The organism is Phytobacter ursingii, from assembly GCF_001022135.1.
Taxonomy (GTDB): Bacteria; Pseudomonadota; Gammaproteobacteria; order Enterobacterales; family Enterobacteriaceae; genus Phytobacter; species Phytobacter ursingii.
This window is the reverse complement of sequence record NZ_CP011602.1, coordinates 631,419-644,241: the sequence shown is the minus strand read 5'-3', so window position 1 is coordinate 644,241 and position 12,823 is coordinate 631,419. Positions and strand designations below refer to the sequence as shown.

At 52.6% G+C, this 12,823-nt stretch carries 11 protein-coding genes; 3 read left to right on the top strand and 8 right to left on the bottom strand.

Annotation, left to right across the window (positions count from 1 at the left end):
* Position 1: 1 nt before the first annotated feature.
* A complete protein-coding gene (gene lapG, locus AB182_RS06495; RefSeq protein ID WP_082137011.1) occupies positions 2-700 on the bottom strand; it encodes a cysteine protease LapG in 699 nt (232 codons plus the stop codon).
* 38 nt (positions 701-738) lie between these two features.
* Positions 739-2,418 carry a Mur ligase gene (locus tag AB182_RS06490; RefSeq protein WP_047369383.1) on the bottom strand — a complete coding sequence of 560 codons (1,680 nt, stop codon included), beginning with the start codon at positions 2,416-2,418 and terminating at the stop codon, positions 739-741.
* A gap of 118 nt (positions 2,419-2,536) precedes the next feature.
* Here AB182_RS06490 and AB182_RS06485 point away from each other — a divergent pair, with 118 nt between their 5' ends.
* Both AB182_RS06485 and AB182_RS29700 read left to right on the top strand, forming a co-directional pair.
* Positions 2,537-3,427: an alpha/beta hydrolase family protein gene (locus tag AB182_RS06485; protein ID WP_071845845.1), complete on the top strand. Its 891-nt coding sequence runs from the start codon at positions 2,537-2,539 to the stop codon at positions 3,425-3,427.
* A 14-nt stretch (positions 3,428-3,441) separates the two neighbouring features.
* Complete coding sequence (locus AB182_RS29700) at positions 3,442-6,786, top strand: CapA family protein (RefSeq protein WP_052958810.1); 3,345 nt, start codon at positions 3,442-3,444, stop codon at positions 6,784-6,786.
* A gap of 105 nt (positions 6,787-6,891) precedes the next feature.
* On the opposite strand, the gene AB182_RS06475 is transcribed toward AB182_RS29700, so the two are convergent.
* The 5 genes from AB182_RS06475 to AB182_RS06460 all read right to left on the bottom strand — a co-directional run bounded on the left by AB182_RS06475 (position 6,892) and on the right by AB182_RS06460 (position 10,383).
* Entirely contained in the window at positions 6,892-7,140 is a 249-nt protein-coding gene (locus AB182_RS06475; RefSeq protein WP_047369382.1) for a hypothetical protein, read from the bottom strand.
* Positions 7,141-7,413: 273 nt separating this feature from the next.
* Complete coding sequence (locus AB182_RS06470; protein ID WP_047369381.1) at positions 7,414-8,043, bottom strand: ECs1377 family protein; 630 nt, start codon at positions 8,041-8,043, stop codon at positions 7,414-7,416.
* 173 nt (positions 8,044-8,216) lie between these two features.
* Complete coding sequence (locus tag AB182_RS06465; protein ID WP_047369380.1) at positions 8,217-8,963, bottom strand: SAM-dependent methyltransferase; 747 nt, start codon at positions 8,961-8,963, stop codon at positions 8,217-8,219.
* A gap of 193 nt (positions 8,964-9,156) precedes the next feature.
* Positions 9,157-9,414 carry a YuxH family protein gene (locus tag AB182_RS31815; protein WP_120785360.1) on the bottom strand — a complete coding sequence of 86 codons (258 nt, stop codon included), beginning with the start codon at positions 9,412-9,414 and terminating at the stop codon, positions 9,157-9,159.
* 57 nt (positions 9,415-9,471) lie between these two features.
* Entirely contained in the window at positions 9,472-10,383 is a 912-nt protein-coding gene (locus tag AB182_RS06460; RefSeq protein ID WP_120785359.1) for an EAL and HDOD domain-containing protein, read from the bottom strand.
* Positions 10,384-11,191: 808 nt separating this feature from the next.
* Between AB182_RS06460 and ypdK the strand changes: the two genes are divergently transcribed.
* The gene (ypdK, locus tag AB182_RS31810) at positions 11,192-11,263 is read left to right on the top strand and encodes a membrane protein YpdK (protein ID WP_099458783.1); all 72 of its coding nucleotides are present in this window, start codon (positions 11,192-11,194) and stop codon (positions 11,261-11,263) included.
* Positions 11,264-11,330: 67 nt separating this feature from the next.
* Here the strand turns inward: ypdK and alaC are convergent, their stop codons facing one another.
* The gene (gene alaC / locus AB182_RS06455) at positions 11,331-12,572 is read right to left on the bottom strand and encodes an alanine transaminase (protein ID WP_047369379.1); all 1,242 of its coding nucleotides are present in this window, start codon (positions 12,570-12,572) and stop codon (positions 11,331-11,333) included.
* Positions 12,573-12,823 lie beyond the last annotated feature (251 nt).

The window sequence follows — 12,823 nt, the reverse complement described above, 5'->3', positions numbered from 1 at the left end:
CCTATTCATTAATTTCAAATCCTTCTGCACGCATTCTGGTGAGAAGATCCTGCCAGCGGGAGAGTCGTTTACTGTCCCCCACGCGTTTAGTGCCACCGGATTGCGGCAGCCACAGCCCTTCGCCATTAAAAGCATAAACCGGGAGCAGATCCGTACGCTGTGTGGCAGGCAAGATGGCGGTTTTCAGGTTATCCAGTACTAACGGGATCGCATCAGGAGTGGAATACCACGTCACCACCATATGCGCCTGGTTCAGCTGAAGTGCTTTAACGTAAGTAATACGCAACTGGTTGGCGGGAACCCCCATTTCACGCAGCGTAAAATATTTCGCCAGCGCAAAATCTTCGCAATCCCCTGCCCCTTTACGTAAAAATTCAATCGGCGTTGCCCAATAATCCTGCTGCTTCCAGACAACGATGTCATCTTTGAAAGCCATTCGGGCGTTAAAAAACCGGTTTACCTGATTTAATTTATCCTGAATGGTGCCCTGCGGTGGATTTTTAAGCAAGGCGGCCCACTCATCAATCCGCTGCCTGGCGGCTGGCGTCGCCGGTCCGTATAACCGTTCAGTTTGCGTTGAGATGGCGCTAAAGTCCCAGCCCGCACCCAGCCCAGGAGAGAAAATAAGCAACACCGCCAGCGCGAAGGATAACCCGCGTCGCAGCGTTGTACGCAACAAAGGGCCGTTGGGGCGCCGCATACGTCAGCCTGTCCGGGTAATATTGCTAACGAGCATAGTCAGTTGCATGGCGCGCTCACTTCCTCGTCAGACAGCGTATGCCAGCGTTTACGGTACGCAACATACCCGGAAAGGTAATGCTCAACATCATCGATTCGCACCCGGTAGCTATGGTGACGAATAAAAAAGCTGCCGACGATGCGCGGCGGGTTTTTAAAAAACATGGCCAGTTCCGGCCAGAAAAAGCCATTCGCCAGGTAACGGGCCCGGGTTTCCAGCGCCTGGTTGAACACGGTCATATCGAAGTCTGCTAACAGGTGTTGATACGGCGAAACGGCAAGCCGTTCTATCATCCGCGAGGCGGCCATCATCAACTCCAGCAGCGTAGGGTAAGTAGTAATACGTTCCTGCACAAAATCGAGATGGCCGCGCACGTTATCCAGGCCGAACCGGTAATAGCGTTCCTGGGGCCGGTACAGCGTCAGCTCATTAACACAGTAACTGAGCCAGTGGTCATGAGCCTGCCAGTGCTTCTGCTCGATAAAATAATCCATTGCCCGCTCGACCATCTCCAGCCAACGCGGTGTCTTTGTCAAACCATAGAGTCGCATCAGGGCAAAAGCGGCTTCACCGTCGTAATAGATAATGCGGTGCTCCGCCTTAAGCGATAAATCTCCGGCGTTGAGCACGTGCACGAAGCCACCGTTGTGCGCATTCTGCATAAAACCAATACCCGCCGCCAGCCTCGCCATCGCATCCAGATAGCGCTCATCATGGGTCAGTTCGGTATATTTCGCCATCGCCAGGATACAAACCGCATTGCCACCCAGTTTGATCTCATCGCCCGTATCTACCAGGAAGTCGGCTTCGCTACCATCGGGCAAGGCACAGGTACGAATAAACGTGGTACACAGAGAATCCAGCGCCCGCTCAATGGCCGCAAAATGCGCTGGCTGTTGCGTCACTTCCCACCCTTCAAGCAACGCGTAGGTCGAGCTGGCATGACGCAAGGCATTGTAGGTTGGAATAGCGCGATCAAAGCAGGGAAACCAGCCGTAGTGGTAACGTCCGGAAGACGTTACCTGGCGTGCCAGATAATCTGTCGCTGAGTTAATCATCGGCTCCAGCGCGGTCTTCTGCCAATCGGGCAAGTGGCGATAACCGCTGTTACGTCCGTCAGATTCAATGGCAAATAGCCGCTCGCCATCGCAAAACAGCGCGCGGGTAGTGAAACGCCACAGCATCTGGTCAGGCTGTTCAGGCCAGTTCAACACCGCGCCAAAACGACGACGGGAATAATGGGCAAGGTTACTGGCGTTAGGGGTGGCGACCCCATGCTCTCCGTTATAGAGCAGCGCATTGGCGGCGATTTCTTGCTCCAGCATGGCATAACAAAATGCCGGATCCAGGCTCAATCCAAAGCGAAAATAGTTACGTTTGGTCTTAGCCAGACGAGCCTGCAGCGTATCCCAACGTAGCGCATCGACGTTGTCGACCATGTCAACCCGCAGCCAGCAGGCCTTGAGACCGCTCTTTTTACGCCACTGTTGCAGCGCCTGCGTTCCCTGCTGCCAGGCCTTGTCGAACGTCTCACCGCAGCCGCGTACAACATGAGCACGGCTTTTACTGTCGGATACGCTAAAGAAAATGATCCAGGACGGGCACAGAGACGGTTTCGCCGCAACATCCAGCGTCTCCATCACCGGGCGGGTTTGCGCAAGTAAGTGGCTGAGCGACATTTGACTCCTTAATTGCTCCCGGGCATCCCCAGTCCTGAAAATCCTTGTATCATAATAACATTATGAATGCTTGGTTGTGTATTCTGTACATCTATATCTTTGCCGTTGAGGCGGTGCTGTGAGGCCCTTTTACGCCCTTTTTTTGTTGCTGCTTGTCAGTGTGGTCGCGCATGCCGACACGCCGCTACTGTGGAACCAGCCCGCTAACCCGCAAACATGTCCGGTTGGCGATGACGCCGTATGGGTGCAATACGCGGGTGGCGCAGCCTGTATTCGCTACTTTAGCGCCGGTACCCTGCGCAATGCGCCCCTGGCGCTGGTGATATTTAAAGGCGACCGGGTATCGCTGATTAAGCGCCCGCCACAAGAGATACCCGCCAATACAGCCGACGCGCAACGCCGTCAGGCGCAGGCCATTTTTCGTCGCACCGGGCTACCCACATTGATTATTGCCCGTCCGGGAACCTATGGTTCCAGCGGCAACCATTATCGCCGCCGCCAGGTAGAAGAATTTCGCGCGCTGAATGCCGCCGTTGATGCCATCAAAGCACGATACGCTATTCAGCGTTTTATCCTTAGCGGACACAGCGGTGGCGCAACCGCGGCATCGGCGCTGCTCACATTTGGACGCCGGGATATTGACTGCGCCGTGCTGACCTCAGGTGCGTGGGGGCTGCTGGAACGGGCCGAGCGTATGCGCAAAGAACGTGGCGAGCCATCGGCGCCAGAACTGGACGGTACCGGGCTCGCTAGCCCCTGGGACCCGCTCGACCACATAGCAGAGATAGCAAAAGATCCCACACGGTTAATCCTGGTGATCGGCAACCGGCAGGATCGCAACACGCCGTTCGATCTACAAACCCGGTTCGCGCAAGCTTTACGTGAATTGGGTCATCGGGTGAAACAGCTTGAGCGCCCCGCCGTTGCGCCGGAGTACCATGATTTACAGGGCAATCCGGAGGTTAACGAGATTGCCCTTTGCCCGCACCACGGGCCCGGCCCTGAATGAGTAAGGAAACAGCCATGCGCCAGAAACCACCTCGCTCACGCAATACAGACAGCAACATGCCGGGCTGGACCGCCGCTGACCTTACGCAATTGTTGCCCGGCAGCCTCTGGCACAACCGCCCGGATGCCCGTTGGTGTGCGAGCGACATCGCCATTTTGCATGACAACACACAGTATGCGCGCCCTTGTCTGTTTGTTGCTATCGACACCGAGACCTGGCTGCGAGGTTCAGGTAATACCGGCATTTACGCGGGTTGGAAGGATACCCACACCCTGCTGCCAGAGCAGGTTTCCCGCTACTGCGGGGCGATAGTCCAGCGCAAACTGCCAGGCTTACCGCCTGACTTTCCGCAACTGGTGGTGGAGGACAGTTATCAGGCGCTTCACTTACTGGCCGAAGAATCACGGCGGCGATTTAACGGTAAACTGGTGGCGATCACGGGAACAGTCGGCAAAACGTCGACCAAAGAGATGCTGGAGACGATCCTGACCGGCAACCTGTCAGTGATCACCAGTCGCGGCAACCACAATACCCGTACCGGCGCATCCGTCACCCTGGCACGCGCGGCATCGAATCCACAGGCCGTGGTAATGGAAGTGGCTATCTCCGCGCTCTGGATGCGTAACGGAGGCATCGGGCATCGCATTAAGCCGCACATCGTTATCATCACCGAAATCGGCATGACGCAGGTGGGCAAGAACGTGACCACCCTCAATGACGTGGCACGTTATAAGGCGCGCATCAGCCATGGTCTCATCCCCGGCGGTTATGCCATTTTGCACCGCGATATGGCCGAGTATGCGACGGTGGCAGCACGCGTTGAGCGCGACGGCGCGCGGATTATCAGTTACGGGTTCAACCCGGACGCGGATGTGCGTATCACCGCGATAACACCAGAGGATAACGGCAGTCGGGTCACGATCGCTTTTCATCAGCAAATCGTCAGCTACCGACTGTCCGTGCCCGGTAACGGCGGCGCGCTCAATTCAGTAGCTTCGCTGATTGCCGCCGATCTGCTGGGCATTAGCCTGTCGCAGATTGTCGCAGGCCTTGAGGAGTATCGCGGCGATGGCCAGCATCTGTCTGTCACCCCGCTGGCGCTGCCCGGCGGCGGTACAGCCACGCTGATTGATGACAGTTATAACGCCGAATATCTTTCGATGCTCAATGCCTTTGCGGTGGCGGCGCAACGAGCCCGTACTCACGGCGGACGCATCATCGCCCTGCTGGGACGCATTGTGAACCTCGGCGATCAGAGCCAGGCCATTCATCGTTCTCTGGCGAAACCTTTGCTGGAAGCTGGCTGTCAGCACGCTTTTCTGCACGGCGAAGAGATGGCGGCCTTACATGAGGTGCTGCCGGAAGCGACGCGGGGAGGTCATTTTCTCACCGCACAGGCGCTGGTTGACGCCGCCGTTCCCCTGCTGCGCTCCGGCGATATTGTGCTGGTAAAAGGCAGCGTGCGAAATTCTGATTTCAGGCAGGTTGTCAGCCTACTGAAAACCCGGCTTGCCGCCCCACCCGCGCTGCATAAAGGACACATCGCACGTCTGCTTATCAATCTCTCCACCGGTGAGCAGCGCGTCACTGAACGGGCCGATAGCCCCTTCACGTCGCACTATCTCAGCCAGTTACTGCTGGCCTGTTATATCGCCGATCGCCTGTTAAATAAAAAAACCACGCTGCAGACTGCCATCAACGTGCGGGAGATAGCGGCCGAGATCCTGAAAGGTAACCCGGCGCTGGCGCTAAAACGGGGGGACAAACTGACCGTGAAGTCACTGCTGCAGGGAATGTTGCTGCATAACGCCTGCGATGCGGCGATTAACCTGGCAGAACATCTGGCAGGCAGCAGTGCGAAGGCGCTGGGCCTGTTGCGGGAACTGAGCGCCGTTATCGGCATGCCTCACACACATATCAATACTGTCTCCGGTCGCGCACGCCCAGGTCAGCACAGCGCACTGTCGGATATCGCCAGACTTATGCGCCACTTCTACGTGCGTTATCCGCACTTGTTGCCCTGGTTTTGCGAGCATGAAGCCGTCATCGGTGAGCGCATCTATCGCAAAACCGGCAATCTACACGGTGACGGTAGCGCATGGGGGCAATTCAGTGCCGGAAACTGGGGGTTCGCGCTGCAATGGTTCGCAGGCGATCTCTGGCTGGCTTGCGCGGCGGGGGCACGCGATGCCTTCCATCTTGATTACCTGCTGGATGAACTGCTGGCGCAGGCAGACACAGCATACCGGCCATGCCTCAGTGCTCCCGCCGTTCGGCAGATTGCCTCACCCACCGCGACGCTGACATTTCTGGGTGATACTTATTTCGGCGAGTGGTACACCGAGCGGCGTAAGGCCCGAGGCATTGATGACGCGCTCCAGCGCCACGGCTATGACTATAGTTTTGCGGCTATCGCCCCCCTTCTTCGCAATAGCGACGTCACGCTCACCAACGTTGAAGCGGCGCTGACTACCGATCTTAGTGCCAGTCTTGCTGGGCGCAAACCGTTCTGCCTGACAGGCGATCCGGCTGCTTCTGTCGCCGCCCTGCGCAAACAGGGTATCGACGCGGTGGCGCTGGGCAACAATCACGCGATGGATGCCGGATTGCCCGGCTTGCACAGTACGCTCAAGGCTTTTCGCGAGGCCGGTATCGCCTGTGTGGGCGCTGGAATAAACGCGAGGCAGGCGCAAGCGCCGCTGGTCGTCACGGTGGGCAAACGAACGTATAAAATTTTCAGCGCCTACTGGTATCGACGCTATATGGAAGAAGAGTGCGCCTTTTATGCCCGCCCTCGTCGCGCGGGCGTCGCCTGTATCAGTGGTGGCCTGATGGAACAACTGCGTCAGGAGAAAGCGAGCGCTAACCCCGCCACGCTCATTGTTCTTGCCCACTGGGGTCTGGATTATCGCTGGACCACTGCCGGACAACGCATACTGGCTAAGCAACTGAGTGATGCCGGTGCCGATCTGATTATTGGCTCCGGCCCCCATATGGCAGGCGAAGCCGCGCAGGTGGATCAAAGTCTGGTGATTTACAGCATCGGAAATGGGGTATTTAACAGCAACGGCGAATATCAGGAACGCGGTATGCCGGCTTACGGTTTTATCGTCCGTCTGTTCGTCGGAGGCACGCAGCCGCACATTCAGTTGCTGCCGATATTTACTGACAATAAAAAGACCTTCTGGCAGCCACGCCCGGTGAACAAGACGGAGTTTTCAGCACTGCTTACGCACCTGATACAACAGGGAATGCCTGTTATTCGGGAAGGTGAAACGGATACGGGCTGGCGTGCACTGACCATCAATAATGAATGCATGCTGACCATGCCGCTGAGCGAATGTTTTGGCGAGAGTTAACCGTTTTGGCATAAAAAAAGCATCTTACACAGTGGATACCCCACCTTTCAGATGCAGTGTCGTTATGGTCTGATACTTATCGTCTGTTTAACGGACGATAAGTCCCTAAGGCATTAATTGTGCTGTGATTTCATCGCACTTTGTTTGTAAAAGCACTCTGTATTTCGGGATGTCTTCAGTCTGGCACTGCAGGACAATGCAATATCCCTCAATCCAGACTTTTATATCCTGACTTACAAAGTGGCTTTGAAATATACGCGCCCATTCGTCACTCGGTACACCTTCCAGTTCGAAATATTTAAGCGCGCCGTTCCCACGTAAACTGCGATACTCATCCAATCCAATTATTTTCATTCGGTTCATCCTTAAGCAAAACAGTAGAGATAGTAATGCCTGAAAGATGAACAAATTGAGGAGATTATAAAAAGAATATGAAAATCAAACTTAACGAAAACTTTTGTATATTACGCCTGATAATTTCGGTTAATAACGCGTAAATTCTTAAACACAAATAAACAGGAAACAGATATCGCTGGCGCGCCATACAAAAGCGCAAACGCAGTGCTACGTTTGCTGAAAAATTTAACGTGGTTTTTAAATCGGTTCGGCGAACACCGGAGCGCCTATTTACTCTGGGCTGCGATACACCGGGATTCGCCGGGTAGTCCCGGTAAGGTTATCAAAGATATCCACTTCCGCAGTGGCGATCGCCATGCCGGTTTTTCGCAGTCTTTGCACATCGGCAGCAATACGCTGGATGCCAAACCAGAAAAGCCCGTCAAGCGCCGTGACCGGCAGCCCTCTTTCCAGCGCCAGTTTTAACCGTTCGCGCGGGGCTTTTACCTCTTTGGCGATTTGCTGATAAGGCGTAGCCGCTGACCCTGAGGCATCTACCCGCCGAATGCGGGTTGAAAGACGATACTGGAATGCATCCGGTATGTCGCTTAAATCGGTTTTCAGGCTGTAGACGCAGCCAAAGCGTTTACCATTAAAAATGACGTTTTTCTGACCGATTTGCAGCTCATCGCGCAGGCTGGCAATTAACTGCGGCGCGCGAATTAACAGTAAACGGAAAGGAAGCTCGAAGCTGGTTACGTAGTCCACGTTGAGTAGCGCGATGCGTAGTCGCTCTTCGGCATTAGCCTTTGTCTGGCGGCACTCGTCAAGCGTATCAGCCCACTGACGAGCGATACGGGGAGATTCATTCAGTTCGGTGAAGCTATATTTTTCGATCTCATAATCAATCCGATCCACCACTGCGCCTCCCTCATACCTGCGGATAAGTGTAAGTCTGCCGGGCGGTTATTTTAGCAACGAAGCGGCGTGGTCGAAAGCACTCTCGCGTTCAGACATCTCATCCCGCAGATAAGCAGGAAAACGGGGTATCCGCGCAGATACCCCGCTCAGGCACGGGCGTTACGACGAGACTGTCAACGCGGCATTAACGCAAAGACACCCCAGCCGAGGAATTCACGCGTCCAGGTAACATGGCGTTCTGGCGCTGCCGTGAGCGTCGCACGAACCTCTGGCGCGAAATCATCATCCGGGTTGGCCTCAAGCCAGCGGCGCATCGTCAGCCACTTCGCCGCCTCATACCGGTCCCATCCTTCCTGGTCTGCCAGTACCATCTCGACGACGTCGTAGCCCAGTTCATCAAATGAGGCGACAAGCTGAGGTAACGTATGAAAGTCTGCTATCGCGTTGGCGAAACAAGCCTGGGCTACCTCTTCCGTCGGCGGTAGCTGCCGCCAGTAGGGTTCACCAATCAGGATAATCCCTCCGGGACGAAGGCTTTTTTGCAACAGCGCAATAGCCCCGGCTACGCCGCCGCCGATCCAGGTGGCGCCAACACAGGCTGCAACATCACATTTTTCATCCGCAACAAAACCTGCCGCATCGCCATGAATAAATGTCACGTTTTCGCTCACGCCGAGCGCTTCGCTACGCTGTTTGGCCTGTTCGCTGAAAAGCTGGCTCATATCAACGCCGACACCCGTGATCGCATAATCGCGTGCCCAGGTACAGAGCATTTCACCCGAACCGCTGCCAAGGTCGAGGATGCGCATGCCCGGTTTCAGGCGCAGTACCGCACCGAGTGTCGCAAGTTTTTCTGGCGTGAAGGGGTTATGAATGCGGTGTTCACTTTCGGTAATGGTGAAAATACGGGGGATATCCAATGCAGAAATTCCTTTTACTGTTGATGTAATAACCCATAACCATACTGGTTGTGGCGATTAAAAATATATCACCCTAACCTAAACGTTATCTCAACAGTACGAAATATCGCCTGTTTGTTTCGTGATTACGCCCGCATTCATACGCCAAATGTGTAGTCTGCTGTATGACAAACGTCCCTCTTTGGATGACATATCATGAGATGGTTTCATCAGCCCAGGCGAGAGCATCCCCCATCGCATCAACAGTAGCCCAGCCTGGAATATTCAGTTTTATGGCCTGTTGCTGCACCGCTTCCCATTCACCACGCTCATAATTTTGCGCAAGGCAAAGGACATCATAAAGCGTCCCCTGTTTATGTATCAGCGCATTGCGAACGGATGAAGGGAGCGCGATTTGCTCGAAAATCTCCTCAAGCGGGATCTCCAGCATGGTATCGAGTAATGAAAACAATCCGCATAAGAACGCCCCCTGCGCACAACCCGTGGAAAGGGTACGCTCGACAATAATTTAGCAGAATTTTGCCCGGGACAGCGAGAGATGATAAAGCTCATTGGTATCTTTATTAGAGAGATTGGCCAGACAAACCAGCGAAACAAAGCGAGTTAACTCACTTCTGCCCAAATAGATGGCAATTTTTTTAAGCGTTAAGTTATCGACACCGTTTATGCCACTAACGCGATGTACGATATTTCTGGCATATTTTAAGATCTTGTAAGTCAAAGACAAATCCTGTTCCAGGATACGCCCGATTTTATCAAAATCTAACTCCGGCGCGTTTACTTCGTTCATCAACTGAAAGAGATGTGCGGCTTTATGTGGCAGGCGTTTGCTCTGAATAATTTCCGGCTTACTGTAAAAATACCCCTGGAACAAATGGAAGCCCTGGTCTTTATATTGTTGAAACTGATCATAAGTTTCAACTTTTTCTGCCAGCAGGTTTTTTTTCCCTAACTGCAATGCATGGCGTTTCAGAAACCCATTGATTTCATCAAACGTATTTGCCTTAACGTCAAATTTCAGGATGGTGATATAGGGCAAAAAACGATCCCATGAATCGTCCATCGCAAAATCATCTAACGCCAGTGTATAGCCTGAGGCGAAGAGATAGCGCACGGCCTCGAACAACGCATCATCAGGAACAGCGTCTTCAAGTATTTCAATGACGACGCGCTCGCGGGGTAAGGTGTCTGCCATACCCTGAACAAGCATTTGATAGGGGAAGTTAATAAAAGAAATATTTTCCCCAACAAACCGAAAGGTTGGGATGCCCAAAAACTGGTCGGAGATCATTTGGCTGGTTGCATAATCAGCCGGCACGTTTGGAAAATAATTATTCATGCCAGAACGAAACAGGAGTTCATAGGCTACGGTATGCAAGTCACGGTCGAATATCGGCTGTCTGGCAACAAAAGAGTCCATAGCTTTCCCCTAAGTATCTATTAGATTAAGTGAACAAGAAATTAAATTTGACTTAAATCTGATTGTTCATTTATTTAATTGAATCAATTGAAAGATACTTTTTCTCGCGCAGCCAAATTCAAGCTAAGTAAATCATCCCCACTTTCAGTTTCAGATAATACAATTAGCCTGCAAATCAAATTCAACAAAAATCATGAAGTTTCATTTTAATAGCAAATTATTATCACCTCATTCACTACCTGTTAAACATATAAATAATGTTATACGTAGTTTTATGGCAAAAATGAGAGACATCGCAATTTTTCAACTTATGATAAAGCCAGTGTAAAAATAGAGGTTCACGTTTTTTATTCAGTAAACATCGCTCTTTCTGCTTCGCACGCTGCACGCCTTACGACAAAAAAATTTCCGTTCATATTGTCGTGTTGGCTCGCTTTTCAACCCGCTCCCTAACAGTAAGTGTGCTAACGATCACAAAAATAACCTTGTAATTCAACGGTGAAATTACAGGTTACAAGACTGTGACAATGCGTCGCTCAACGGGCATTCATTCCGGAAAGAAATTAATCTGTCGCCAAAGCCCGACACTCTGTAAGTTGCGGAAAGTATTTAAAAAAATGCCTCTTGTAAGGCGTAAAATTTAGGCGTACATTAGCCCCGTCTGGTGCGATATGCACCAAGAATTCTGAGATGGAGCTGTGGCCGAAAGGGAGAAAATTCCCATTTTCAGTTTGGCGTAGTTTCACCTCTCTATACTCAGTCCTGATCTGGTCATGAATGCATACTTATGTATGCGGAGCGATGAAGCGTGAAATATTTCTTTATGGGCATTTCGGTGATGGTCATTGTTTGGGCCGGTACATTTGCCCTGATGATCTGAGCGACGTTAGTAGAACGAAAAGAAGAACAGGAGCCATTTGGCTCCTGTTTTCATTTGTGCGGTACTCTTACTGTTCTGTGTCTTCCGCCGTGGATTTTGTCGTGGCGGGAAGCACGCCGTCGGCACGGAACATCGCTTTGATGCCCCTTACCGCCTGACGAATACGATCGCGGTTTTCAATCAGCGCAAAACGCACATGCGTATCGCCATAATCACCAAAACCGATTCCGGGTGATACGCAAACTTTTGCATCTTGCAGCAGCTTTTTAGCGAACTCCAGCGACCCCATGGCGGCGTAAGGTTCCGGGATTTTCGCCCAGACGTACATTGATGCCTTCGGCATCTCTACCATCCATCCGGCTTCATGCAGGCCTTTGACCAGCACATCACGGCGACGCTTATACTGCGCGGCAATATCGTGCACGCACTGCTGATCCCCTTCGAGCGCGGCGATCGCGGCCACCTGCAGCGGCGTAAAGGTACCGTAATCGTGGTAGCTTTTAATACGAGCAAGAGCATTGACCAGCGTTTTATTGCCGACCATAAAGCCGATACGCCACCCGGCCATATTGTAGCTTTTGGAGAGCGTAAAGAACTCGACTGCCACGTCGCGAGCACCGGGGACCTGCATGATCGATGGCGCTTTCCAGCCGTCATAGACGATATCCGCGTAGGCCAGATCGTGTACCACCAGTACATCGTAGCGTTTTGCCAGGGCGACCACTTTTTCGAAGAACTCCAGCTCCACGCACTGGGCGGTGGGGTTAGAGGGGAAGCCCAGAATCATCATCTTCGGTTTCGGGTAGCTTTCGCGAATCGCACGCTCCAGCTCATTAAAGAAATCGACCCCTTCCACCAGCGGCACAGAACGCACCTGGGCGCCGGCAATGACCGCACCATAAATATGGATAGGGTAGCTCGGGTTGGGCACCAGAACCGTATCGCCATGATCCAGCGTTGCCAGCATTAGATGTGCCAGCCCCTCTTTCGAACCGATGGTGACAATTGCTTCGCTTTCCGGGTCGATATCGACCTGATAGCGCTCCTGATACCAGCGCGAAATGGCGCGGCGCAGACGCGGAATTCCGCGTGAAGTGGAATAACCGTGCGTATCCGGGCGCTGGGCAACCGTACAGAGTTTTTCAACGATGTGGGCGGGCGTCGCGCCATCAGGGTTACCCATGCTGAAATCGATAATATCTTCACCGCGCCGACGCGCAGCCATTTTCAGTTCAGCAGTGATATTGAAAACATAAGGGGGGAGACGATCGATACGCGTAAAACGGCGTTCAGGACTGAATTCAGCCATAACTTCCTCAGATTAACGTTAGCGCCCGGACCGTCCGAGCGACGCCGCCACGATTGTGGCGTTTGCTGAACATAGCCTGAAAAAAAACCTGCTGTCGAGAGGAAACGTGAAAAAAAATTTATGACTACAAAAGAGGAAGTCAAAAAAGTGCGCAAAATAAAATTTTGGCAAAGAAAGAAAATACACACCCTTAAATTTAACAAATTGATATCAAAGAAGTTACGTTGTGATAAGACATTTTTTCACATGTG